This is a genomic window from Paractinoplanes globisporus DSM 43857 (assembly GCF_000379645.1).
Lineage (GTDB): Bacteria > Actinomycetota > Actinomycetes > Mycobacteriales > Micromonosporaceae > Actinoplanes > Actinoplanes globisporus.
Map to the genome: position 1 here is coordinate 111,102 of NZ_KB903350.1, position 23,260 is coordinate 134,361.

Genomic DNA, 23,260 nt, shown 5'->3' on the forward strand with positions numbered 1-23,260 from the left:
TCGCGCGTGGGGCCTTGCTCAGCGGCATGCTCGGAAGTGGCGTCGCCTTCATGGCAGTGACGCCGAGATGCCGAGCCTCGCGGTGGCGCAACCCATCCCCGCCGAGCGGCCGACCCGATCCACCGGCGAGCAGGCATCCCGGCCCACCACCGCCGAGCCGATCGCAAGCCCCGCCAACAGCCCGGCAGCCCAGCCCACACCCACCGCCCACGCCGCGAACGGCCAGACGGCCCAGCCCACTCCCACCGACGCGCACCCCGGCAACAGCCAGGCGCCCCAGCCCACTCCCACCGCGGACGCCGCGGGCAAGCAGTCGTCCCACCCCGCCGAAAAGTCCACGTTATATGCGGGCCGCGACACGTTCTTTTCGGGCGCTCGGCGGAGCCGGGCCATTCCCTCCCGGCATCACTCCACGAATTATTCTGGATCCCACGAAAGCATCTTGTGCAGCGTCCCTACGGGCCCGATGTCACATTCCCGTCGCCACCGAAAAATGGTATTTCGGGGCGTGCTGCCGCCGCAGAACGGCCCACCCCGCCGCGAATAATGCACGCGACGTCGAGGTCCCGAATAGCGCACGACAGGACGACGACGTCGGGCCGAGGTGTTGCGGCGCGCGTGCCGGCAACCGCATTCCACCGCGGCGCGCGTGCCGGCAACCGCATTCCACCGCGGCGCGCGTGCCGGCAACCGCATCCCACCGCGGCGCGCGTGCCGGCAACCGCATCCCACCGCGGCGCACGAGCCGGCAACCGCATCCCACCGCGGCGCGCGGGCCGGCAACCGCATCCCGCCGCGGCGCGCGAGCCGGCAACCGCATCCCGCCGCGGCGCGCGAGCCGGCAACCGCATCCCGGCGCGGCGTGCGGGGCGGCGACTACGTTGGGCCGGGGCGTTGCGGCGGGCCCGGGCGGTCGACACGGCCTCGGCGGCGCCGGGTGGCCGGCGGGGTTGCGGGGTCGGATCACGGACCGACACGGGCGTGGGCGCTCGGGTGGGTGGCACTCTGCATCGGCGGGCACGGGGGTTCTACCGCCACCGGGGGGAGGCGGCTCCCGAGCCGTGTCTCCGGGGGGCACCGCCATGCTTCAGTTAGTCGTTGCCGCGTGCTTAACGGCCGCGTCCGCTGGATTTGGGCCGGTGGGCGCGGCTGATCCGCTTGATTTTGATCTGCGGTCGGCGACCGTGGCCGGTCAGGGCGTTGCCGTGCGTTACACGGCCGACTGCCCGGCCGGGGTCACGGGGAGTTACTCGCTGGGGATCTCAGTCGCGCAGCGGACGGGGGCGCACGTGGCCGCCGCCACCGGCACTATCCGGGAGCCGTGTGGCCGCCGGTCGCGGGACATGGTGCTGCCGGCCGGCGGCGTGCCGTTCCGCCCCGGCGTCGCGTACGCCCAGGTGTGGGCCTGCGCCGGGGCGGGGTGCTTTCAGGTCGACCCGCTGGTGGTCGTCCCGATCGAACTCGCCTAGGGCTTCGACAGCTCGCGCAGGACCAGGGCGGCGTCCAGCGCGGCCACCGTGCTCTGCCAGCCCTTGTCCTCGATCGAGTCCTCGAGGCCGGCGCGGTCGCGGGCCTGGCCGAGGCTGTGGACCGTGAGCACGCCGTGGGCGACGGGGGTGTGCTCGTCGAGCGCGATCCTCGTCAGGCCCGTGGTGACGGAGTCGCAGACGTACTCGAAATGCTCGGTCTCGCCCTTGATCACGACGCCGATCGCGACGACCGCGTCGCATTGTCTCGCCAGGGCCTGCGCCACCACCGGAAGCTCGACGGCGCCCGCGACGCGGTGCACCACCACGTCCGATACGCCGCAGGCCTCGGCCGCCGCCTTGGCCCGCTCGATCATGTGATCGATCAGGTCGGCGTGCCAGCGCGCGCCGACGATGCCGAGCCGCAGCCCGGCCGCGTCGACCGTCTGCATGTGCGGATCACCGAAGCCGGCCATCTCTGCCCCCTTTTTCCGACAATTTCATCCTACGTCAGCCCAGGGCCTCAAACAGGTGGCCCATGCGGTCCCGCTTGGTCCGCAGGTAGCGCACGTTCTCCGGGTGCAGGCGCACGGGCAGCGCCTCGCGACCGGTCACGGTGAGCCCGTAGCCCTCCAGGCCGGCCCGCTTCGCCGGGTTGTTGGTGAGCAGCCGCATCGAGCGCACGCCCAGGTCGTACAGGATCTGCGCGCCCGTCCCGTAGTCCCGGGCGTCGGCCGGCAGACCGAGCTCGAGGTTCGCGTCCACCGTGTCGAAGCCGCGGTCCTGCAGCTGGTAGGCCTGCAGCTTGTGCAGCAGGCCGATCCCCCGGCCCTCGTGCCCGCGCATGTAGAGCACCACGCCCCGGCCGGCCTCGGCGACCCGCTGCAGCGCCGCGTCCAGCTGCGGTCCGCAGTCGCAGCGCTTCGAGCCGAAGACGTCCCCGGTCAGGCACTCCGAGTGCACCCGGACCAGCACGTCCTCGCCGTCGCCGATCTCGCCGAAGACCAGCGCCACGTGCTCGCCGTCGTCGACCAGGGCGCGGTAGCCGACCGCGGTGAACTCGCCGTGCTCGGTCGGCAGCCGGGTCTCGACGACCCGCTCGACCTGCTTCTCGTGCAGGCGCCGGTACGCCACCAGGTCGGCGATCGTGATCAGCGCGAGGTCGTGCTCCTTCGCGAACCGCTCCAGGTCGGGCCGGCGCTGCATGGTGCCGTCGTCGTTGACCATCTCGCAGAGCACCCCGGCCGGGCGCAACCCGGCCAGCACGGCGAGGTCGATCGCGGCCTCGGTGTGACCCGGGCGGCGCAGCACCCCGCCCGCCTTGGCCCGCAACGGGACCACGTGGCCGGGCCGCGAGAGGTCGGTCGGGCGGGTCTCCGGGGAGGAGAGCAACCGCAGGGTACGGGCCCGGTCGGCGGCCGAGATGCCGGTGCTGACCCCCTCGCTCGCGTCGACGGTCACGGCGTACGCCGTACCGCGCCGGTCCTGGTTGGTGTGGAACATCGGGGGGAGGTCGAGGCGGTCGGCCTCGGCCTCGGTGATCGGCGCGCAGATGTACCCGGAGGTGTAGCGCACCATGAACGCGACCAGTTCCGGCGTGGCCTTCTCGGCCGCGAAGATCAGGTCGCCCTCGTTCTCCCGGTCCTCGTCGTCGACCACGATCACCGGGCGGCCCGCCGCAATGTCGGCGATCGCCCGCTCAACGTCTTCGAACATCATCGGCTCCCCAGCATCTTTTCCACGTACTTTGCGATCACGTCGACCTCGAGGTTCACGGGGTCACCGGCACTCTTGGACCCCAGGACGGTCAGCTTGAGGGTGGTCGGGATCAGTCCGACGCTGAACGACTCGTCGTCCACCGCCATGACGGTCAGCGACACCCCGTCGACGGTGATCGAGCCCTTCTCCACCACGTACTTCGAGAGAGCCGGCGGCAGCGAGAACCGCAGCACCTCCCACTCCGACTCGGGCGTGCGGTCGAGGATCTGGGCGACCCCGTCCACGTGACCCTGCACCAGGTGACCGCCGAGGCGGCTGCCCACGGTCGCCGCGCGCTCCAGGTTGACCTGGCTGCCCACCCGCAGCGCGCCCAGCGACGAGCGGCGTAACGTCTCGCCCATCACGTCGGCGGTGAAGATGCCGTCCTCGTTCTCGATCACGGTGAGACAGACCCCGTTTACCGAGATCGAGTCGCCGTGCCGCGCGTCGCTGGTGACGACGGGCCCGCGTACCGCGATGACCGCGGAGTCGCCGCCCGCGTCGACGAGGCGGACGACCTCACCCAATTCTTCGACGATGCCGGTGAACATCAGCTCTCCTTTTGCCGGAGCGATGCGATGAAGCGCAGGTCGGGGCCGATCTGCGCGATGTCGGTGAGATCGAGTTCGATGGCGTCGGCGATGGTGCCGACGCCCGCGTCGACCAGCGCGGGCTTGCCGGCACCGAGCAGTTTCGGCGCGACGTAGCCGATCACCTGGTCGACCAGCCCGGCGGCCAGGAACGAGCCGGCCAGCGTCGGCCCGCCCTCCAGCAGCACCGAGCGGATACCGCGCCCGAACAGGGCGGCGAGCAGGGAGTTCAGGTCGACGCGGCCGTCCGGCCCGGCGCCGACCTCGGCGGTGGTGACGATCCAGGTGGGCGCCGCGACGTCGCGGACCCGAGCTTTTCTGGGCGTACGCCCCTGCGAGTCGACGACCACGCGCAGCGGCTGTTTGATGGCGAGTGTGCCGTCGCGCAGGTCGCGGACGGTCAGCTGCGGGTCGTCGGCGACCACCGTCCCGGCCCCCACCATGATCGCGTCCATCGTGCTGCGGAGCACGTGCACGTCGCTGCGGGCGGGCGCCGAGGTGATCCACTGGCTGGTGTTGTCGGCGGCGGCCGAGCGGCCGTCCAGGGTGGCGGCGAACTTCCAGGTCACGTACGGCCGGCCGCGCCGCACCGCGGTGAGCCAGGCGACGTTGCCCTGCTCCGCCTCCTTGCGGCGAACCCCGGTCTCGACCTGCACCCCCGCGGCCCGCAGCGTGGTGGCGCCACCGGCCGCGACCGGCGTCGGGTCGTCCACGGCGATCACCACGCGCCGGACGCCCGCGTTGATCAGCGCATGGCTGCACGGACCGGTGCGCCCGGTGTGGTTGCAGGGTTCGAGGGTGACCACGGCGGTGCCGCCCCGGGCCCGCTCACCGGCCTGGGCGAGCGCGACGATCTCGGCGTGCGGCCCGCCGGCGTACGCGTGGAAGCCCTCCCCGACGACCTCGCCCTCGGCGTCGAGCAGCAGGCAGCCGACGACCGGGTTGGGGCTGGTCGTGCCGAGGCCACGGGCGGCCAGCGCGATCGCGCGGCGCATCGCCTCGTCCTCGGTCACCATTCCGCTTACGTCCTCTCAGCGCGGTGCGGTCACGCGCCGAAGGAAGCGGGAGATAACGCCAGGAATCGGACAGCCGGGTACGCTTCGCGCACCCCGGTCGACGGCACGACACGCGCGCCCTCGGTCCGATCCAGCGCGCTGTCTCCCATCCGGACTGTCTGACCGTGTGGCTCCGCTTTCGCAGTGCCACTCGATCAACCGTCGGCCCTGGATTTTCACCAGGTCCACCGTCCGTCGATGACGACGTCCGGGTCGCGGGCTTACCGATGCATGCGCATCGGATCACCGCCGGTTCGGAATTTCACCGAGTCCCGCCAGCGCGTGGTGGGTCACCCACGAGTGTTGCACGGGCGGACGTTTTTGCCACCCTGTGCGCGAGCCATCTCACATCGCGGCCGGAAACCGCAGGTCAGCCTATTCGTCCGCCTCGGCCTCGCTGCGGCGGCGGTCGATCGCCACGTACGACCCGGGCTGCGACTTGGCCACCTTCTTCATCTCGGAGGCCACCGCGATCACCACCCGGGGGTCGGTGAACTTCCGGCCGTCGATCGTGGCCTGGGCGACGCCGATCGAGAGCGTCACGAGGGCCGCCCTGTTCTTGTTGCCGCGGCGGTCGGGGACCTCGATGTAGCCGCGCTCGGCGTCGGACGAGTCGTACAGCTGGTCGGCGGCCTGCTCGAAGTCGGTCACCGTGCGCTTCGTCAGCGGCAGGACCTGATCGGGCGTGCAGATGAAGACGAAGTCGTCGCCGCCGATGTGGCCCAGGAAGATCGAGGGCGGCCCGATCGAGGTCACCGCCTTGTGCAGGCTGCGGGCGAGCGCCGTGATGAACTCGTCGCCGCGGTCGAACCCGTACACGTCGTTGACGCTCTTGAACCGGTCGATGTCGATGTAGCCGACCGAGTACTCGCCGCCGGCCTTCATCCGGTCGGAGATCTCGCGCCGCACCCGGGCGTTGCCGGGCAGCCCGGTCAGCGGGGAGACCTCCCGGAACTCCTTGTTGCGCCGCAGCGTGGAGGCCACCCGGGCGATCAGTTCGGCGGTGTCGAACGGCTTGACCAGGTAGTCGTCGACGCCGGTGGTCAGGCCCACCACCTTGTCGACGGTCATGCTCTTGGCGGTCAGCATGATCACCGGGAGGGCGGAGGTCAGCGGCTCGGCGCGCAGCCGGCGGGTCAGCTCGACGCCGTCCATGCGGGGCATCATCCAGTCGACGACGGCCAGGTCGGGGCGGTTGTCCTGCATGACCTCGAGGGCGTGCTCACCGTCCCGGGCGCGGATCACGTCGTACCCCTGGATCTTGAGGTTGAACTCGACGAAGCCCGCGATGTCCTGATCGTCGTCGACGACCAGGATGAGATCGGGCCGCTCCTCCGGTTCCGGGCCCAGCTCGTCGACGTCGTCGCGCACCGCGCCGGTGCTCATCCGCTCTCCCCGCTGCAGGTCCCCGTTAAGGCCGACTTAAATCGGCTCAATCATGCGACGGACGGGCCTGTTCGGCCAGTGCGCGAAGGCGTCGAACCGCCTCGGCCGGGTCGGACGCGCCGTAGACCGCGGTGCCGGCCACAAATGCATCGGCGCCGGCCGCCGCCGCCTCCTCGATCGTGTCGGCAGCGATGCCGCCGTCGACCTCGAGCCGCACCTCGAGGTTCTTCGCGGAGATGCGTCGGCGCACGTCGCGCACCTTGTCGAGCATCTCGGGCAGGAATTTCTGGCCGCCGAAACCGGCCTTGATCGTCATGATCAGCAGCGTGTCGAGGTACGGCAGGAGCTCGAGGTAGGGCTCGACGGGGGTGTCCCGGTCGATCGCGAGCCCGGCTTTCGACCCGGCGGCGCGCAGCGTCTTGGCCAGGGCCACCGGGTTCTCGCAGGCCTCGGCGTGGAAGGTCACGTTGTATGCCCCGGCCTCCGCGTACCCCGGCGCCCAGCGCTCGGGGTCGGTGATCATCAGGTGCACGTCGAACGGGATGCTGACCGACTTGCGCAGGCTCTGCACCACGGGCAGCCCGATGGTCAGGTTGGGCACGAAGTGGTTGTCCATGACATCGACGTGCACCCAGTCGGCCGCGCCCTCGATCGCACCCACCTCGTCGGCGAGACGGGCGAAGTCGGCGGCCAGGATGCTCGGGGCGATGATCGGCTTAGCGTCCACGGGGGCAGTCTAGAGCGCGCGGACCGCCCTCCTCCGCCTCCTGTGGACAACCGATAGAGTGACCCGTCCGAGTGACCCGGGGAGGCGATCGATGCGGCGGCGGTGGCTGGTGGCCGTGGCGGGGGTCGCCGCTCTCGCCGGCTGCAGCGCCACGCCGAGCGGGGTCGACGGCGACATCACCGACGACTGGAAGCCGATGGCGGCGGCCACCCAGTTCAAGCCGCAGGGCGGCACCTGTCACTCCGACCTCGTGCAGAACGCGACCGCCGACAACGACGACCCGGTGCCGTGCTCCTCGTCGCACCTGGCCGAGACCGTGGCCGTGCCGGCGCTGGCCCAGCGGAGCGCCGCCCAGGCCTTCGCCGCGTGCTCGAAGGCGGCGACGGCGTTCCTGGGCGGCGACTGGCGCACCGGGTGGGTGGTGCTCCAGCCGGTGCTGCCCAGCAAGGCGGCCTGGACCGGCGGCGCCCGGTGGGTGCGCTGCGACGTCGCCGAGACGTCCCCGGTCGACGGGGCCCTGGTCCACCGCACGGGCAGCATGAAGGGCAGCGTCCGGGCCGGCGGCAAGCTGCGGATGGGCTGCGCCAACCCGACCATCGCCGGCGACACGGTCAGCCAGATGCACCCGGTCGCCTGCGCGAGCAGTCACACCGCCGAGTTCGCGGGGTTGTTCGCCACCAAGCGCGCCAAGTCGTCCGACCTCTCCGGCGAGGAACTGGCGAAGGGCTGCGACTCGGCGATCGCGAAGTTCACCGGCCTCGCCGACGACGACTCGCTGCCGAGCCGCATCGGCTGGCTGGGCTTCCCGCCCGACGACACGGCGTGGCAGATGGGCGACCGGGCGATCCGCTGCTTCCTGTGGCTCAACGGCGAGCGGATGACCGGTTCCTACCGCAACGCCGGTCCCGGGAAACTCAAGATCCACTACGCGCGGCGGTGAGCGTCATCCGTTCCTGAAGGTTCTGGTGGAACGCCGACTCGTCGTTGAGGCGCGGGAACGGAGTGGCCGGCGCGGGCACACCGAGGAACTCGCAGAGCGGCCCCCAGCCCTCGCCGACCGTGAACTCCAGCAGGCGGTCGGGGGCGATCTCGGCGCGTACGGCCGCATTGTGATCTTGGAAAAGCTGGATCGTCGCCTCGCGGTCGGCGAACCGCCCACCGAAAGTCCCGTCCCAGACCGTCTTCTCGGCCATCTCGCGGCCGGCGGCCATGGACGGCGGGAGCGACCCGTCCGTGGTCGCGGCGGTATAGATAGTCTTGAATGCGCTGTCGTACCACCGGTCGGGGTCGCGAACGGTCAGGATCACGCGCGCCCGCGGATGACGCGCGGTCAGCTCGCGCCAGAAATAGGCGCCCGGCCAATCGACAGTAGATCGATAATCGTCAAAGGCCGCATCGAGGCACGCCATATCGCCGTCCGCCGCGTGGGACAGCAGTGTGGCCCGCCACGGGTCGTCCAGCAGCGGCAACATGTGCATGCAGGGCCCGAATCCGAGCTGCTCGAGCGCCACCTTGAGGCTGAGTGTTCCGGTCCGGCCGAAGCCCACGCCGATCACATCCATGGCCCGGTTATACCCGAACCATCTCGATCCATTCGACAAAAATCGTCAAGAAGTACGGCGAAGGACCGCCAGGAACATCGCGTCGGTACCGTGCCGGTGCGGCCACAATTGCACCGTCGGACCGGCGCCGAGGCCGGGCATTCCCGGCGGCAGCAGGGGGCGCGCGTCGACGAAATCGACCTCCACGCCGCTGCGCCGCGCGCCCTCGGTCACCGTCACCTGCGTCTCCACCATGTGCGGCGAGCAGGTCACGTACGCGACCAGGCCGCCCGGGCGCACCGCGCGCAACGCCGCCACCAGCAGTTCCCGCTGCAGCTTCGTGAGCGCCGGAAGGTCGGACGGCTGCCGACGCCAGCGTGACTCGGGCCGGCGGCGCAGCGAGCCCAGCCCGGTGCACGGCGCGTCGACCAGGACCCGGTCGAAGGACTCCTCCGGCAGGTCGGGGTCGCGGCCGACCGAGCGCCCGTCCATCGGCAGGACCGTCACCGGCATGCCCTCGGTGGCGTGCTCGACCAGGCGCGCCCGGTGCTCGGCCACCTCGACCGCGGTGACCTCGGCGCCACGCAGCGCGGCGATCGAGCCTAGCAGCCCGGCCTTACCGCCCGGGCCCGCGCACAGGTCGAGCCAGCGCGTGTCCCGGCCCTCGATCGGGGCGGCGAGCAGCGCGGCCGCCACCAACTGCGAGCCCTCGTCCTGGACGTGGGCGCGGCCGTCGGCGATCGCGGCCAGCTCGCGCGGGGAGCCGCCGTTCAGGTAGACGGCGTACGGCGAGAAGGCCCCCGGCACGCCGCCGACCTCGTCGGCCAGCTCGATCGCGTCGGCCCGGCCCGGGCGCGCGCACAGGTGCACGACCGGGGCCTGGTTGTCCTCGATCAGCAGGCGGGCGGTCTCCTCGAGGTCGCCGCCGAGCGCCTCGGCGAACGCCCGCACGATCCACTGCGGGTGGTTGTGCAGGACGGCGAGGTTGCCGACCGGGTCGACGTCGTAGGCGGGGGCGAGCCGCTTGAGCCAGTCGTCCAGCGGCGTCTCGGTGATCGCGCGCATGACCGCGTTCGCGAAGCCGGTCGCGCCCGGGGCGACCGAGCGCACCAGGTCGACGGTCTGGTTGACCGCCGCGTGGGCCGGCACCCGGGTGTAGAGCAGCTGGTAGGCGCCCAGGCGGAGCGCGTCGCGGGCGGGCGGGTCGATGCGGGCCACGTCCCGCCCGGCGGCCGCCCCGACGATCAGGTCGAGGGTGCCGAGGGCGCGCAGCGTGCCGTAGGTGAGCTCGGTGGCGAAGGCGGCGTCGCGCCCGCTCAGCGCCATGCCCCGGAGGATGTCGGCGAGCACGAGGTTCGCGTACGCGTCATCCCGGTGCACCGCGGCGATCGCCTCGTACGCGGCCTGGCGGGCCGGATCGGACGGCGGCCGGCCGCCCCGGGGAGCGCGGCCGGTGCGGGAGTCCCGGCTGTAACCCGGACCCGCGGTGCCCTTGGGACGACCCGACCCGTGCGGGCGCCCCGCGCGATGGTCGCTCACGCTGTGCCCTCCTCGGGCATGCCCTTCCGGCCCTCGCCGGAAATGCCGTCGTCTGGTGCGGCTGAGTGCCGCTCGGTGCAGGCGGTCATACCAGCCGCTCCCCCGGCTGGATCCGCAGGCCGCGGGCCCAGTCGGTGGCCGGCATCGCCTTCTTTCCCGCCGCGCGCACCTCGCCCAGCGCGACGGCGGTGGTGGCCGTGCCGACCAGCACCTGGTTCTTTTCCACGAGCAGGTCACCATTCTTGAGATCGGGACCGTTGGCGATCGGGCGCACCGGGCCCAGCTTCACCCGCTCGTCGCGGAAGGTCGTCCACGCGCCCGGCGCCGGCGTGCAGGCCCGGATACGCCGGTCGACCGCGAAGCCGGGGTCGTTCCATCGCACCCGGGCGTCCTCGACGGTCACCTTCGGCGCGAAGGTCACGCCGTCGGCCGGCTGCGGATGAGCCACCGCCGTGCCGGCCTCGATCGCGTCCAGCACGGCCACGAGCAGGCCCGCGCCGTTCACCGCGAGCCGTTCGAGCAGGTCACCCGAGGTGTCGGACGGACGAATCTCCTCGGTCAGCGTGCCGTAGATCGGGCCGGTGTCGAGGCCCGCCTCGAGCTCGAAGACGGCCGCGCCGGTCACCTCGTCGCCGTGCAGCACCGCGTGCTGCACGGGCGCTGCCCCACGCCAGGCCGGCAAAAGGGAGAAATGAAGATTTATCCATCCATGCCGCGGGATTTCCAGGGCGCTCGGAGGCACCAGTGCGCCATAGGCCACCACCGGCACGCAATCCGGGGCGATCTCCGCCAGCCTCGCCAGAAACGAGGGCTCCCGCGGCTTCAGCGGCGTCAGCACCTCGATGCCGCGCTCGTCGGCCCAGGCGCCGGCGGGCGATCGCACCAGGTGACGGCCGCGGCCGGCGGGCGCGTCGGGACGGGTGACGACGGCGACGAGCTCGTGACGGGAGGCCGCGATCGCGTCGAGGCTGGGCAGGGTGACGGCCGGCGTGCCGGCGAAGACGAGGCGCAAGCCGGTCACCGCCCCAGCCCGAAGATGCCCCGGCCGTGCGGGCTCTCCTTGATCAGCGGAGGTTTCGCGGCGTCGTACCACTCGGCGGCGCGGATCTGCTTCATCGCGTCCTTGCGGGAGGCGGCGTCGAGCCGGTCGAGGAAGAGCACGCCGTCGAGGTGGTCGGTCTCGTGCTGCACGCAGCGGGACATCAGGCCGGTGCCGACCAGCTGGATCGGGTCGCCGTGCTCGTTGAAGCCGTTGGCCACGACGTTCTGCCGGCGCTTGGTGTCGATGTAGATGCCCGGGATCGACAGGCAGCCCTCCGGCCCGTCCTGCTCCTCCTCGTCGGGGAACGACAGAACCGGGTTCACGATGTGGCCCACCACGTCGTCCACGTCGAAGGTGAACACGCGCAGCCCGACGCCGAGCTGCGGGGCGGCCAGGCCGGCGCCGCCCTCGTCCTGCATGGTCTCGACCAGGTCGCGCACGAGGTTGCGCAGTTCCTTGTCGAAGTCCACGACGGGGTCGGCCGGCGTGCGCAGCACGGGATCGCCGAAGAGACGGATGGGCTGAACGGTCACGCGGCGGTACTCCTGACATTCCGGGGCGGCACCCGACCAGTCTACGGAGTGCCGATCCGGTCATCACGCCAGCGTGACCGCCACCTCGCGCCATCCGCGCAGGTTCATCCGCGGGCGCCGCCGCGGCCGGGCGATCAGCTCCATCCGCGGGAAGCGCCGCAGCAGGGCGGGCAGGGCGACCTGCGCTTCCAGCCGGGCGAGCGGCGCGCCGAGGCAGTAGTGCGCGCCGGCGCCGAACGACAGCGGCGAGGGTCCGGCGCGTCCCGGCTCGAAGACGTCCGGCCGTTCGTAGCGGGCCGGGTCCCGGTTGGCCGCGCCGAGCAGCAGGAGCAGCTCGGCGCCGGCCGGAACGCGCAGGCCGCCGATCTCGCATTCGGCGCCGGCATGCCGCGAGGTGAGCTGCACCGGTGAATCAATGCGCAAAACCTCTTCCACGTACGCGGGTGCCAGCCCCGGATCCTCGCGGAGCTTCCCGGCGTACGCGGGGTGGTCGAGCAGCAGGACGATGCCATTGCCGATCAGGTTCGTGGTCGTCTCGAAGCCCGCGACCAGCAGAAGCGCGAGATTGGCGAGCAGCTCGTCGGCCGTGAGCCGCTCGCCGTCCGCCTCGTGCGCCGCCGCGAGGGCGGTGACCAGGTCGTCCCGCGGATCGTCCCGGCGCAGCGCGACGAGATGCGCGAAATACTCGGTCAGCTCGTCGGCGGCCGCGTCGGCCAGCTGCCGGTCCTGCTCGTTCCAGTTCAGCTCGAGCACCCCCGTGAGCGCCGCCGCGAGCCGCCGGAACTGCCCGCGGTCCGCCTTGGGCACCCCGAGCAGAGCGGTGATCACCCCGATCGGCAACGGATAGGCCAGCCGACCCACAAGATCCACCCCTTGCGCGTACGCGCCGAGCGCGTCCAGCGCCTCGTCGACCTGCTCGGCGATGACCGCCCGCAGCGACTCCACCCGCCGCGCCGTGAACACGCCCGAGGCCAGCCGCCGCATCCGCGTGTGCCGAGGCGGGTTGGCCCGCAGCATCGAGTCGGCGAACAGCGCCACGGCCCGATACTCCCGCCACCCCGGCCAGACGGCGTCGAGCCGCTCCCCGTCATAGGTCACCATGCCGGTGTCCCGAAGCGTGCGATCCACCGCGTCGTACCCACCGACGAGAAACGCCCGATCGGCGAACTGCAGCACCGGCCCGTGCCCGTGCAGCGCCGCGTAGGCCTCGTTCGGGTCGAACTCCCCGGCCCGGGTCAACAACGCGTCAGCGGCCTCAAAGGCGTCCATCCCCCGATCCTCCACCGTTGCCGCAACCGCTCCCTGCCTCAGAAGATCGTCGCGGGATCCACCTCCATCCGCACCGCGAGGGTCGCTTTCTTGGCGCTGCGGACGGCGGCGGCCTCGTGCAGCGCGTGTGCCATCGCGGCGGCCTGCGAGCGCGACGTCCGGACCAGCATCCGCTCCTGGTCGTCGTCGGCCGGGACCGGCCCGAGCACCTCGGCCCCCGCGGGCAGCCGGGCCGCCGCGAGCAGCTCGGCCACCGCCTCGGGCTTGCCGGTGAGGCTCGCCATCCGCGCCGCTGGCGGAAAGCCCAGCTCCCGCCGCTCGGCCAGCTCCCGCGCCGCGAACCATCCCGGCTCCCAGCGGATCAGCGCCTGCACGGTGGCCAGCGAACCGTCGGCCACCACGACCACCCGGCCGCCCTGCCCGGCCGGCCGGGCCAGGGCCGACGCGTTCAGCCACCGGCGCATCGTCTCCTCGGCCGCGCGCAGGTCGGACCTGGTCAGCAACGCCCACGTGTCGAGCAGCAGCACCGCGCCGTAGCCGCCCTCGGCATGCGGCTCGGCCCCCGGCGTCGCCACCACCACGGCCGGCGCCTCCGGGACGGTGCCGAGGATCTCGTCGCGCCCGGAGGTGCGCACCGTCACCCCGGGAAAGGCTCGCCCGAGCTCCTCCGCGGTCCGCCGCGCCCCGGTCACCGAGGCTCGCAGCCGCCGGCCGCCGCAGGCCGGGCACTCATAGGCCGCGGAGACCCGCCCGCACCATCGGCAGGCCGGCACGTCCCGCGCCCCGGCCAGCGCGAGTGGGCCGGAGCAGTGTGGGCAGCGGGCGGGGGTGCGGCAGTCAGCGCAGGCGACGGAGGGCAGATAACCCCGCCGGGGCACCTGCACCAGGACGGGGGTTCCCGCTTGCAGCGCCTTGCGTGCCGTTTCCCACGCGAGGCTGGGCAGGCGCGCGGTGGCGGCGCCCGGGTCGCGGGCCAGCTGCGGATCGTCGCCCGTGGGCGCCACCGCCGGGGCCCGGGCTCGCAGCACCTCGCGGGTCGCTGTGATCTCCTTGGCCCAGCCAGTTTCCAGTAGTAGCTGGGCCTCGCCGGTTCGGGCGTGGCCTGCGACCAGCGCTGCGCAGTCGGCCAGGCTGGCCCGGGTCAGGAGCACCTCCCGGGCGTGTGGATAGGGCGCTCGCGGCTCGGCGTGCAGGTCGTCGCCGTCGTCCCAGATGACGACCAGCCCTAGTTTCTCGACCGGGGCCCACATCGCGGCCCGGGTGCCGACGACGACGGATACCCGATGCCGGCTGGCGGCTAGAAATCGTCGATAGCGCTCGGCGGGGCCTAGTGCGGCGTTCAGCGCTACGTGCCGCCCCTCGCCTAGCACCGTCCCGAGCGCCCGGTCGACTCGCTCCAGGTCGCGGGCGTCGGCCACGACGATGATTACTCCGCGGCCGGCGCGGACGGTGGCGGCTGCTGCTTCGGCTATCCGGGTGGGCCAGTCCTCGCCGGGCAGTGCGGCCCAGACGGCTCGTGCGGGCCGGCCGTCCTCCAGCGCGCGCAGGAAGGCGGGTCCGGCCGCATACGAATTCCACCCAGTCGGGTCGGGTGGGCGCATCTCGCCGGGCGTCGCGGAGGGATTTGAACCTGGGACCCCTTGACCCCCAGTCAGGATCGCGCGGGCGTCGTTGTCGCTGGCGCCGTCGTGACCGGCAGTTTCACGGCCACCGGGAATGTCATCGCCGCCAGCAGCATCATCGTGACCGGCAACGTCATCGCCGCCTACAACCTCGTCGCCGTCGGCCGCGTCATCGTGACCGGCTACGTCATCACCGCCGGCAACGTTGTCGCGATCGGCCGTCACTTCGGGAGGTGGCTCCGCACCCTTTGCTGCCTGCGTCTCGACTCGGGCGTGCCGGGGTGGCACCGCCAATCGCAGGACATCGCACAGATTTCCGGCATAGCGGTCGGCTACCGCCCGGGCTAGGCGCGCCACCTCTGGGTCGAGGACCCGCTCGGCGGAGACCACCTTGTCCACATAGGCCAGCTTGCCTTCGTGCGGGGAGGACTCGGCTCGCTCCAGCAGGAAGCCCGCCACCAGCTGGCCGGCGAACCGCACCTTTACCCGTACGCCTGGTTGAGCGGCCTCGTCGTCGGAGGTGGCGACCAGATAGTCGAAGGGGCGATCCAGGTGGGGCAGGGGTACGTCCACGCACACTCGGGCCACCGGCAACCGTTCGGCCGGTGTCCTGTCGCTGCGTGCGCTCTTGCTCGTCATCGCCCCATATTCTGCCCGGGTCGTATGACAGTTCCCGGCTCGGTCGGGAGGGGGTAAGACCGCGGGGCTCTGCCCCACACCCCGGCCATCACAAGAAGATCAGCCTGGCGGTTTGCTTGCGGTGGGTGGGGTGATCTCCTCGCGGCGGCTGCCGTAGGGGATCGCAAGAGTGGGTGGGACGCAAACACACCCCGTTTGCGTCCCACCCACTCTTGCGATTTGGCTTGGCTGCCGTCGCGAGGAGATCACCCCCGGGTTCCTCTGGGCGGCATTCGCCGCCAATCAAGAACAGCCAAGTCGTGACGTAAGGGACGCCTGTGGCAAAAAAGACGCCCCGGGGAGTCCCCGGGGCGCCTTTATGGCCGTCAGGCGGCGGCGTTCTTCAGGTCCTGTGCGCGGTCGGTGTTCTCCCAGAGCAGGTCGGGCAGCTCGCGGCCGAAGTGGCCGTAGGCGGCGGTCTGCTGGTAGATCGGGCGCAGCAGGTCGAGGTCGCGGATGATGGCGGCGGGGCGGAGGTCGAAGACCTCGCCGATCGCCTTTTCGATGCGCTCGACGGGGACGTTCTCGGTGCCGAACGTCTCGACGAACAGGGACACGGGGTGCGCCTTGCCGATCGCGTAGGCGACCTGGGCCTCGCAGCGCTCGGCCAGGCCGGCGGCCACGACGTTCTTGGCCACCCAGCGCATCGCGTACGCGGCGGAACGGTCCACCTTGGACGGGTCCTTGCCGGAGAAGGCGCCGCCGCCGTGGCGGGCGTAGCCGCCGTACGTGTCGACGATGATTTTGCGGCCGGTGAGGCCGGCGTCGCCCATGGGGCCGCCGATCTCGAAGCGGCCGGTCGGGTTGACCAGCAGGCGGTAACCCTCGGTGTCGAGGCCCAGGCCCTCGAGCTCGGGCGCGATCACGTGCTCGCGGATGTCGGGGGTCAGCAGGCTCTCGAGCGAGATGTCGGCGGCGTGCTGCGACGAGACCACGACCGTGTTGAGCCGGACCGGCTTGAGGCCGTCGTACTCGATGGTGACCTGGGTCTTGCCGTCGGGACGCAGGTACGGAATGGTGCCGTCCTTGCGGGCCGTGGCCAGGCGGCGGGCGAGCCGGTGGGCCAGCGCGATCGGCAGCGGCATCAGCTCGGGGGTCTCCGAGCAGGCGAAGCCGAACATCATGCCCTGGTCGCCGGCGCCCTGCGAGTCCAGGACGTGCTCGGAGTCACCCTCGCGCAGCTCGAGGGCGCTGTCGACGCCCTGGGCGATGTCGGGGGACTGCGCCCCGATCGAGACGCTCACGCCGCAGGACGCGCCGTCGAAGCCCTTCTTGGACGAGTCGTACCCGATACCCAGGATGGTCTCGCGCACGATGCTCGGGATATCGGCGTACGCCTGGGTCGTAACCTCACCCGCCACGTGGACCTGGCCGGTGGTGATGAGCGTCTCCACCGCCACCCGGCTACGCGGATCCTGGGTGAGCAGGGCGTCGAGAATGCCGTCGCTGATCTGGTCAGCGATCTTGTCCGGGTGGCCTTCCGTGACCGACTCGGAGGTGAACAGGCGGCGTGCCACGGTGCTCCTCAGCTGTTGGAAGTTCAACGTATCGCGAGAGTGTAGTCACCACGCTCGGACGCGGTCACCCAGGTGTTAGGTCACCTCGCCGTCGCCGACCAGGGACTTGTGGACGGCGATCGCACGATCCCAAATCATATCGGCCACATCGGCTTTCGGAAGTTCACCGAGAGTCGAGGTACTTCCGTCCGATCCGAGGATGGTCACGTCATTGTGATCGGCGCCGAACACCCGGTCGGCGCCCACCTCGTTCACCACGATCAGGTCGGCACGCTTCCTGGTCAACTTAGCTCTCGCGTTCTCCAAAGCATCCTGCGTCTCCGCGGCGAATGCCACGAGTACCTGACCGGGTCGTTTGTTCGCACCGAGTTCGGCGGCGATGTCGGGGTTCGTCACGAGGACGATCGGTTCGGGCGTACCGGAATCGGTTTTTTTGATCTTCTGGGGTGCCACGGCGGCCGGCCGGAAGTCGGCGGGCGCGGCCGCCATGACCACGATATCGGCGTCGGCCGCCGCCTTGACCACGGCCGCACGCAGGTCTTCCGTCGTACCCACTCGGGTGATCTCGACACCCGCCGGGTCGGGCAGGGTGACGTTCGCAGCGATGAGCGTCACTTTCGCGCCGCGCGCGGCCGCCGCCTTCGCGAGCGCGTAACCCTGCTTGCCCGATGACCGGTTTCCGAGGAATCGCACGGGATCGAGCGGTTCGCGCGTCCCGCCGGCGGTCACCACGACGTGCCGTCCTGCAAGATCGAATTCAAGACCACGATGGCGTACGCGGAGAGCAAGCTCATAGATCGACTCGGGCTCGGGCAGCCGCCCCTTGCCGGTGTCAGCGCCCGTGAGACGCCCCACGGCGGGCTCGATGACGATCGCACCGCGCTCACGCAAGGTAGCCACGTTGGCACGCGTCGCGGGGTTCTCCCACATCTCGGTGTGCATCGCGGGCGCGTACACGATCGGACACGTCGCCGTGAGCAGCGTGTTGGTGAGCAGGTCGTCGGCGATGCCGTGGGCCGCCTTGGCGAGCAGGTCGGCCGTGGCCGGCGCCACCACGACCAAGTCGGCTTTCCGACCGATCCGCACGTGCGGCACCTCGTGCGCGTCGTCCCACACCTCGGTGGCGACCGGCCGCCCCGACAGCGCGGCCCAGGTGGGCGCGCCCACGAACTTCAGGGCCGAGGCGGTCGGCACGACCCGCACGCCATGCCCCGACTCGGTGAACAGCCGCAGCAGCTCACACGCCTTGTACGCGGCGATACCACCGCAAACGCCCAGGACGACCTCAGTCATAAACGCAATGATCCCGCGCCCCGAACCGGGACGCGGGATCACCCGCAGCTTCTGTGACGGAGCAGGTTTGACGCGGGCGAGTCGAAAGCGGAAGACATCGCCCTGCGCGACCACCGCACCGCGGGGTTTCCGGGGGCTCGGCCCCCGGAGCAGGAATCAATCCGTAGCGCCGTCAGGTTCGCGCTTTTCGCGAACACACGGCACCCGAAGACTTACGGATTGTCGGTAGCCTCGGCGGTCAGGAGACCGGCGTTGATCTCGCGCATGGCGATCGAGAGCGGCTTCTCCTGCGGAGTGGTCTCGACCAGGGGGCCGACGTACTCGAGGAGGCCCTCACCGAGCTGGCTGTAGTAGGCGTTGACCTGGCGGGCGCGCTTGGCCGCGAAGATCACCAGCGAGTACTTCGACGAGGTCTTGTCGAGCAACTCGTCGATCGGCGGGTTGGTGATGCCTTCGGGGTTGGCTACGGTTCCCACTGTTCAGAGATCCTTAATGATCGGGAGCTTGCGCGGGGGTCAGAAATGACGAACCGAGCAATCCTACCAGCTCGTCCGCCGCACGCTCGACGAAGTCGTTGACCACCGTTCGGTCGAATTCCTTCTCGGCGGCCAGTTCCTCGTCGGCGTGGGCCAGGCGACGGCGGATCGTGTCCTCGTCGTCCGTGCCCCGGCCGACCAGGCGCCGCTTGAGCTCCTCGACGCTCGGCGGCGCGAGGAACACCAGCTGCGCCTCGGGCATCGCGGCCCGGACCTGGCGCGCGCCCTGCAGATCGATCTTGAGCAGGACCGGCTGGCCCTGGCTCAGCCAGCCCTCGACCTGGGCCCGGGGCGTGCCGTAGAGGTTACCGGCGAACTCGGCCCACTCGAGCAGCTGACCGCCGTCGATCAGCCGCTGGAACTCCGAACGGGTCACGAAATGGTAGTGCTCGCCGTCGGTCTCGTAGTCGCGCTTCTTCCGGGTCGTGACCGACACGGACAGCTTGATCCAAGGCGAGCGCGCCCGGATCAGCTCGATCACACTGTCTTTCCCGACCCCTGACGGGCCGGAGAGGACGGTGAGGCGTGCTGCCGGGCGCGCGTCGTCATCCATGCTCACAGGCTCATTCAACACGAGCCGGTGAGTCAGTTCGCAGCGAACTCCCCCAGGAGGGCCTTGCGCTGCTGGTCGCCGAGACCGCGCAGCCGGCGGCTGTCAGCGATCTTCAGCTTCTCCATGATCTGCGTCGCGCGGATCTTGCCGATGCCCGGCAGCGCCTGAAGCACGGCCGAGACCTTCAGCTTGCCGACGACCTCGTCCTCTTCCGCGCGGTCGAGCACGGCGGCGAGGGTGGTCTTGCCGGACTTGAGCTGTTCCTTCAGCTCAGCCCGAGCCTTGCGAACTTCCGCGGCCTTCTCCAGCGCTGCAGCGCGCTGCTCGGGGCTCAGTGACGGGAGCGGCACCAGTTCTCCTCAGGTCCCTATCGCGGCGGTAAGCGAATACCGGCGCTTCTGTGAAACGTGGTGTGCCAGGGAACCAAAGGGGCATGTGGTTCCCGGCGCGGGGAAAACTAGCGGTCAACGGCGCTTTCGGCAACGTGGGGGTACCCCCGTCCCGGTTGTCCGCCGGCCTGGTAAGCAGGCTCGAGTCACCCGAGAGCGGCCCGGCAGGCATCGACCGCGCGCTCCGCGGCGTCCCTCAGGGCCGACACGGAAGGTCCCGCGTTGAGAACTTCCCGTGAGTACGACGGCAGCACGTTACGCAGGCTTTCGCCGAAGACGGAGCGCAGGTCGGAGGGGGTCGCGCCCTGCGCGCCGAGCCCCGGAGCGAGCAACGGACCGTTCACTTGGGACAGGTCGTGACCGGTCCGTCCGATCGTCGCGCCGACCACGAGACCGAGGTTGCCGAGCGGCTGGGCACCCGCGTTGACCTGGGAAATCTCATCGATCACGGTCTGCGCCACGGTTCGGCCGTCCGGATTGACGGCATGCTGGACGCTCGCTCCCTCCGGGTTGGACGTCAGCGCGAGGACGAAGACGCCGGCGCCGTTGGCGGCCGCGAGGTCGAATGCCGGCTGCAACGACCCCACTCCGAGATAGGGACTCACAGTAATCGCGTCGGCACTCAGCGAACTTGAAGGATCAAGGTACGCGGAGGCGTACGCGGCCATCGTCGAGCCGATGTCGCCGCGCTTCACGTCCAGCAGGACAAGGGCCCCGGCCTCGCGTAACTGTCGGATAGTTGACTCAAGAATGCCGATGCCACGTGACCCAAATCTCTCGAAAAACGCGGACTGAGGCTTCACCACGGCTACCCGATCGGCCAGGGCGTCGACCACCGTACGGGCGAAGCGTTCCAGGCCGGCGACGTCATCGCCGAGCCCCCACCGGGTCAGCAGAGCCGCGTGCGGGTCGATGCCGACACAGAGCGGCCCCCGCTTCCCGATGGCGTCCGTGAGCCGCTGTCCGAAGGTCTCCATCGCTGCCATACCTCTTCCGTGTCGGATAGCCGCCACCGCGGCGGCGAGTCACGCGGTAATGCGAGCCGGTTCCATGTCTGTGGGTCGTCCCGGGGCGGTGCGGTTGGCGGGCCGCCGCCGCGGCGACGTCCCGGATGGTGTGAGTCGGGCCGCCCCCAACGGCGACGTCCCCCGGTGGTGTGAGTCGGGCCGCCCCCACGGCGACGTCGCCCGGTGGTGTGAGTCAGGTGACCGCGACCGCGGCGGCGATGCCGGCGGCGATGCGGGCCACGTCGTCGGCGGATGCCACGTAGGGCGGCATCGTGTAGATCAGGTCCCGGAACGGGCGCAGCCACACGCCGGCATCGACGGCGGCGGCGGTCGCCTTCGGCATGTCCACCGGGTGGTCGAGCTGGACCACGCCGATCGCGCCCAGGACCCGGACGTCGGCGACGCCGGGCGCCCCCCGCAGCGGCTCCAGGCCGTCCCGGAGACCGCTTTCGATCACCCGGACGAGTGATCGCCAGTTCGTGTCGCGCAGCAGCCCCAGGGAGGCGTTGGCGACCGCGCAGGCGAGCGGGTTGCCCATGAAGGTCGGCCCGTGCGCGAGCCCGCCGCCCTCGCCGGCCGAGATCGACTCGGCGACCGCCCGGGTGCACAGCGCCGCGGCCAGCGTCAGGTAGCCGCCCGTGAGCGCCTTGCCCACGCACATGATGTCGGGGCTCACCCCGGCGTGCTCCGCCGCGAAGAACTCCCCCGTCCGCCCGAAGCCGGTCGCGATCTCATCAAAGATCAAGAGGATTCCGTACGCCTCCGTCACCTCCCGGAGGACGCGGAGGTACTCCGGATGGTGGAAGCGCATCCCGCCCGCGCCCTGCACGACCGGCTCGACGATCACGGCCGCGACCTCGTGCGCGTGCTCCGCGACCAGCGCCCGGAGCGAATCGGCGTAGACCGGGTCGAACTCGGCCGGCGGCAGGTCGGCGAAGACCTGCACCGGCAGCACCCCGGTCCAGAGCGAGTGCATACCGCCGACCGGGTCGCACACGGTCATCGGGTGGAACGTGTCACCGTGATAGCCACCGCGCCAGGTGAGCAGCCGGCGCCGCCCGGCGTGCCCGCGCGCGAGCTGGGCCTGCAGCGCCATCTTGATCGCCACCTCGACGCTGACCGACCCCGAGTCGGCGAGGAAGACGTGCTCGAGCCCGTCCGGCGCCAGGTCGACCAGCGTGGTGGCCAGCTCGATCGCCGGCTCGTGCGTCAACCCGCCGAACATGACGTGGCTCATCCGCCCCGCCTGCTCGGCCAGCGCCCCGTCCAGCACCGGGTGCCGATACCCGTGGATCGCCGCCCACCACGACGACATCCCGTCGACCAGCTCCCGCCCATCGGCGAGCTTCAGGCGCACGCCCTCCGCGCTCTCAACGAGATAGGGCTCGCTCCGGCCCGGCATCGGCCCGTAGGGATGCCAGACGTGCGCCCGGTCCAGCCCGAGCAGCGTGCGCTCATCCCGGCCCGACGCGAGAGTGCGCTCGCCCCGGCCCGACGCAAGCGTGCGCTCATCCCGGCCCGACGCAAGCGTGCGCTCATCCCGGCCCGACGCAAGCGTGCGCTCATCCCGGCCCGACGCAAGCGTGCGCTCGTCCCCGCCCATCGCCCCCCTTCCCGACATTTCCGATTTATCTGGCGCGGCCGTCGCGGGCATCGGCGTGCTGGGGGCCGGCTTGCCGGGCCGCTGCTCGCGCCGCGCCTCGCACCAGGGCCGGACCGTGGTAGATGAAGCCGCTGTAGAGCTGCACCAGCGAGGCGCCGGCGTCGAGCAAGCGGGTCGCGTCGTCGGCGCACATGATCCCGCCGACGCCGATGATCGGCAGGCGGCCGTCCGTCTCGGTGTGCACGAAATGGACGACCTTGCGGGCCTTCTCGGTGAGCGGCCCACCGGAGAGCCCACCGGCCTCGGCGGCCCGGGCCTGGTCGGTCGCGGCCAGTCCGTCCCGGGCGAGCGTGGTGTTCGTGGCGATCACCCCGGCCGCGCCGTGGCTCAGGCAGACCTCGAGCAGCTCGGCGATGGCCGGCTCGGCGAGGTCGGGCGCGATCTTCACCAGCACCGGAACCTTGCCGACCAGCGCGGCGAGCAGGCCGGCGATCGCCGACTTGTCCTGCAGGGTGCGCAGGCCCGGCGTGTTGGGCGAGGAGACATTGACCGCGATGTAGTCGGCGTATTTGTGCAGCAGGCGGTACGAGGTCAGGTAGTCCTCGACCGCCTCCTCCAGCGGCGTCACCTTGGACTTGCCGAGCGAGACGCCCAGCGGCACCCCGACCGGACCCAGCGCCTCGAGGCGGGCCGCCAGCGCGGCCGCCCCGGCGTTGTTGAAGCCCATCCGGTTGATGATCGCCTCGCTGTCCCGCAGCCGGAACAGCCGTGGCTTGTCGTTGCCCGGCTGTGCGTGCGCGGTGACCGTCCCGACCTCGACGAACCCGAACCCGAGCGCCGGCCAGGCTCGCAGCGCCACGCCGTTCTTGTCCATCCCCGCCGCCAGCCCGACGGCGTTCGGAAACCGCACACCGAACACCTCGACCGGCGCATCGGTCGCATATCGCGAGGTCAGGAGACTCCGGGTCCGCTCCCCCAGCCGGGAGAGGCGCCCGAGCGTGAACTCGTGCGCCTTCTCCGCATCACCCCCACCGAGGCGGAAGAGAACCGGCCGGACCGTCCGCTCGAAGGCCGTCACGCCGCGCCCCCAAGCCGCGCCGCGCCCCCAAGCCGGGCCGCGCCCCCAAGCCGGGCCGCGCCGCCCGGACGCGCCGCT

Annotated in this window: 23 protein-coding genes and 1 riboswitch; of the genes, 2 read left to right on the top strand and 21 right to left on the bottom strand. The window is 71.2% G+C overall.

Annotated features, from left to right (window positions below; all coding sequences use genetic code 11):
• Positions 1–48 precede the first annotated feature (48 nt).
• Positions 49–309 carry a hypothetical protein gene (locus A3CQ_RS0144955; RefSeq protein WP_157297114.1) on the bottom strand — a complete coding sequence of 87 codons (261 nt, stop codon included), beginning with the start codon at positions 307–309 and terminating at the stop codon, positions 49–51.
• Between the two features lie 896 nt (positions 310–1,205).
• On the opposite strand from A3CQ_RS0144955, the gene A3CQ_RS0144960 reads away from it, so the two are divergent.
• Positions 1,206–1,469: a hypothetical protein gene (locus A3CQ_RS0144960; protein WP_157297115.1), complete on the top strand. Its 264-nt coding sequence runs from the start codon at positions 1,206–1,208 to the stop codon at positions 1,467–1,469.
• On the opposite strand, the gene ribH is transcribed toward A3CQ_RS0144960, so the two are convergent.
• The 6 genes from ribH to rpe all read right to left on the bottom strand — a co-directional run bounded on the left by ribH (position 1,466) and on the right by rpe (position 6,982).
• Positions 1,466–1,942: a 6,7-dimethyl-8-ribityllumazine synthase gene (gene ribH, locus A3CQ_RS0144965; RefSeq protein WP_020517536.1), complete on the bottom strand. Its 477-nt coding sequence runs from the start codon at positions 1,940–1,942 to the stop codon at positions 1,466–1,468. The genes A3CQ_RS0144960 and ribH overlap by 4 nt on opposite strands.
• 34 nt (positions 1,943–1,976) lie before the next feature.
• On the bottom strand, positions 1,977–3,182 hold the full coding sequence (locus A3CQ_RS0144970; RefSeq protein WP_020517537.1) for a bifunctional 3,4-dihydroxy-2-butanone-4-phosphate synthase/GTP cyclohydrolase II: 1,206 nt from the start codon (positions 3,180–3,182) through the stop codon (positions 1,977–1,979).
• On the bottom strand, positions 3,182–3,775 hold the full coding sequence (locus A3CQ_RS0144975; RefSeq protein ID WP_020517538.1) for a riboflavin synthase: 594 nt from the start codon (positions 3,773–3,775) through the stop codon (positions 3,182–3,184). Before A3CQ_RS0144975 ends, A3CQ_RS0144970 begins: the two co-directional genes overlap by 1 nt.
• A complete protein-coding gene (ribD, locus tag A3CQ_RS0144980) occupies positions 3,775–4,830 on the bottom strand; it encodes a bifunctional diaminohydroxyphosphoribosylaminopyrimidine deaminase/5-amino-6-(5-phosphoribosylamino)uracil reductase RibD (protein WP_020517539.1) in 1,056 nt (351 codons plus the stop codon). The genes A3CQ_RS0144975 and ribD overlap by 1 nt, the downstream gene beginning before the upstream one ends.
• A gap of 133 nt (positions 4,831–4,963) precedes the next feature.
• Positions 4,964–5,153, bottom strand: a riboswitch (FMN riboswitch).
• Positions 5,154–5,244: 91 nt separating this feature from the next.
• Entirely contained in the window at positions 5,245–6,255 is a 1,011-nt protein-coding gene (locus tag A3CQ_RS0144985; RefSeq protein ID WP_020517540.1) for a GGDEF domain-containing response regulator, read from the bottom strand.
• A 46-nt stretch (positions 6,256–6,301) separates the two neighbouring features.
• Positions 6,302–6,982, bottom strand: coding sequence for a ribulose-phosphate 3-epimerase (rpe, locus tag A3CQ_RS0144990; protein ID WP_020517541.1), 681 nt, complete (start codon positions 6,980–6,982; stop codon positions 6,302–6,304).
• Between the two features lie 91 nt (positions 6,983–7,073).
• Between rpe and A3CQ_RS0144995 the strand changes: the two genes are divergently transcribed.
• Positions 7,074–7,922: a septum formation family protein gene (locus A3CQ_RS0144995; RefSeq protein WP_020517542.1), complete on the top strand. Its 849-nt coding sequence runs from the start codon at positions 7,074–7,076 to the stop codon at positions 7,920–7,922.
• Here A3CQ_RS0144995 and A3CQ_RS0145000 read toward each other — a convergent pair.
• The 14 genes from A3CQ_RS0145000 to A3CQ_RS0145065 all read right to left on the bottom strand — a co-directional run bounded on the left by A3CQ_RS0145000 (position 7,897) and on the right by A3CQ_RS0145065 (position 23,182).
• Positions 7,897–8,544 (bottom strand): sulfotransferase family protein, encoded by a 648-nt coding sequence (locus A3CQ_RS0145000; RefSeq protein WP_020517543.1) that lies wholly within the window; start codon positions 8,542–8,544, stop codon positions 7,897–7,899. The two genes, A3CQ_RS0144995 and A3CQ_RS0145000, sit on opposite strands and share 26 nt — an antisense overlap.
• Positions 8,545–8,589: 45 nt before the next feature.
• On the bottom strand, positions 8,590–10,062 hold the full coding sequence (locus A3CQ_RS0145005) for an RsmB/NOP family class I SAM-dependent RNA methyltransferase (protein WP_020517544.1): 1,473 nt from the start codon (positions 10,060–10,062) through the stop codon (positions 8,590–8,592).
• A gap of 85 nt (positions 10,063–10,147) precedes the next feature.
• A complete protein-coding gene (gene fmt / locus A3CQ_RS0145010) occupies positions 10,148–11,074 on the bottom strand; it encodes a methionyl-tRNA formyltransferase (protein WP_026206903.1) in 927 nt (308 codons plus the stop codon).
• A gap of 5 nt (positions 11,075–11,079) precedes the next feature.
• Positions 11,080–11,637, bottom strand: a complete 558-nt coding sequence (gene def, locus A3CQ_RS0145015; RefSeq protein ID WP_020517546.1) for a peptide deformylase — start codon at positions 11,635–11,637, stop codon at positions 11,080–11,082.
• Between the two features lie 63 nt (positions 11,638–11,700).
• Positions 11,701–12,906 (bottom strand): cytochrome P450, encoded by a 1,206-nt coding sequence (locus A3CQ_RS56295; RefSeq protein WP_020517547.1) that lies wholly within the window; start codon positions 12,904–12,906, stop codon positions 11,701–11,703.
• Positions 12,907–12,944: 38 nt separating this feature from the next.
• Positions 12,945–15,167, bottom strand: coding sequence for a primosomal protein N' (locus A3CQ_RS0145025; protein ID WP_026206904.1), 2,223 nt, complete (start codon positions 15,165–15,167; stop codon positions 12,945–12,947).
• 365 nt (positions 15,168–15,532) lie between these two features.
• Complete coding sequence (metK, locus tag A3CQ_RS0145030) at positions 15,533–16,723, bottom strand: methionine adenosyltransferase (protein ID WP_020517550.1); 1,191 nt, start codon at positions 16,721–16,723, stop codon at positions 15,533–15,535.
• Between the two features lie 75 nt (positions 16,724–16,798).
• Positions 16,799–18,016 (bottom strand): bifunctional phosphopantothenoylcysteine decarboxylase/phosphopantothenate--cysteine ligase CoaBC, encoded by a 1,218-nt coding sequence (gene coaBC / locus A3CQ_RS0145035; protein ID WP_020517551.1) that lies wholly within the window; start codon positions 18,014–18,016, stop codon positions 16,799–16,801.
• Between the two features lie 212 nt (positions 18,017–18,228).
• Positions 18,229–18,492: a DNA-directed RNA polymerase subunit omega gene (gene rpoZ, locus A3CQ_RS0145040; RefSeq protein WP_020517552.1), complete on the bottom strand. Its 264-nt coding sequence runs from the start codon at positions 18,490–18,492 to the stop codon at positions 18,229–18,231.
• A 13-nt stretch (positions 18,493–18,505) separates the two neighbouring features.
• Positions 18,506–19,105: a guanylate kinase gene (gene gmk / locus A3CQ_RS0145045; protein ID WP_040434126.1), complete on the bottom strand. Its 600-nt coding sequence runs from the start codon at positions 19,103–19,105 to the stop codon at positions 18,506–18,508.
• A gap of 32 nt (positions 19,106–19,137) precedes the next feature.
• Positions 19,138–19,455 carry an integration host factor, actinobacterial type gene (gene mihF / locus A3CQ_RS0145050; RefSeq protein WP_020517554.1) on the bottom strand — a complete coding sequence of 106 codons (318 nt, stop codon included), beginning with the start codon at positions 19,453–19,455 and terminating at the stop codon, positions 19,138–19,140.
• 185 nt (positions 19,456–19,640) lie between these two features.
• Positions 19,641–20,471: an orotidine-5'-phosphate decarboxylase gene (gene pyrF / locus A3CQ_RS0145055; RefSeq protein ID WP_020517555.1), complete on the bottom strand. Its 831-nt coding sequence runs from the start codon at positions 20,469–20,471 to the stop codon at positions 19,641–19,643.
• A gap of 223 nt (positions 20,472–20,694) precedes the next feature.
• Positions 20,695–22,104: an adenosylmethionine--8-amino-7-oxononanoate transaminase gene (locus tag A3CQ_RS0145060; protein WP_020517556.1), complete on the bottom strand. Its 1,410-nt coding sequence runs from the start codon at positions 22,102–22,104 to the stop codon at positions 20,695–20,697.
• Between the two features lie 25 nt (positions 22,105–22,129).
• Positions 22,130–23,182, bottom strand: a complete 1,053-nt coding sequence (locus tag A3CQ_RS0145065; protein WP_020517557.1) for a quinone-dependent dihydroorotate dehydrogenase — start codon at positions 23,180–23,182, stop codon at positions 22,130–22,132.
• Positions 23,183–23,260 lie beyond the last annotated feature (78 nt).